Origin of the sequence: Pantoea sp. Pa-EAmG, assembly GCF_030024295.1 — a bacterium.
GTDB lineage: Bacteria > Pseudomonadota > Gammaproteobacteria > Enterobacterales > Enterobacteriaceae > Pantoea > Pantoea dispersa.
Genome location: NZ_JASEWO010000379.1, coordinates 1 through 911, shown reverse-complemented (window position 1 = coordinate 911; position 911 = coordinate 1). Strand labels below are relative to the sequence as shown.

The window sequence follows — 911 nt, the reverse complement described above, 5'->3', positions numbered from 1 at the left end:
AGATGATGTCGAATCTGCGTGAGCTGATTCCGGGCAGCGAACTGTGGCCACGCTTTGTACGTAACCAGTCAGAGCGGTTTGAAGCACGTTTCAGCCTGGTCGAAGTGGCTGCGAGCCCATCGTTGCTGCTGGACGGCATGGCCGGTTCTCATATGCCAATCGCCGTGTCGCACGGTGAAGGCTTCGTGGAAGTGCGTGACGGTGCGCATCTGGCTCAGCTGGAAAGCAAAGGTCTGGTGGCGCTGCGCTTCGTGGACAACTTCGGTAAAGTGACCGAAAATTACCCAGCCAACCCGAACGGCTCGCCGAATGGTATCACTGCGGTAACCAACGAAAGCGGTCGTGTCACCATTATGATGCCGCACCCAGAGCGCGTGTTCCGCACCGTGAGTAACTCCTGGCACCCAGCAGAGTGGGGCGAAGACAGCCCGTGGATGCGTATCTTCCGTAACGCACGTAAGCAGCTGGGCTAATTTAGCCAGTCGCGTCAGAGGCCGCCGCAAGGCGGCCTTTCTTTTGGCCAGCTGGTCCAGACTCACTCACTCACTCACTCACTCACTCACTCACTCACTCACTCACTCACTCACTCAATCCATTACGCCATGACCTACTTTGGCTGGCTCGCAAAATTGTCGGAAATTAGCGACAAACACGATAAAGATGTGTCGCTGAATGGTGACATTTAATTTATTGATTTATATTGGATCAATTTTTCACACTCTATCTCGTTGCTGATCAGCGACACTTTCGCCAGACCAGCCGGTCCGCTTTTACATAAAAAAACTGCGTCACACCTCGCATTACTCTGATAATCAATGCTATTTCATTTCTGGCACGATAGTTGCTATACTCACTGCGTTGCTCATTCTCCTGTCTATGATTGCCCCGCACTGCGGTTGAGCTCATAAAAT

At 52.4% G+C, this 911-nt stretch carries 1 protein-coding gene; it reads left to right on the top strand.

The features are described from left to right. A partial coding sequence (locus QMM04_RS22770) for a phosphoribosylformylglycinamidine synthase subunit PurQ (RefSeq protein ID WP_282997143.1) occupies positions 1 to 473 on the top strand: 473 nt, incomplete at its 5' end. Positions 474 to 911 lie beyond the last annotated feature (438 nt).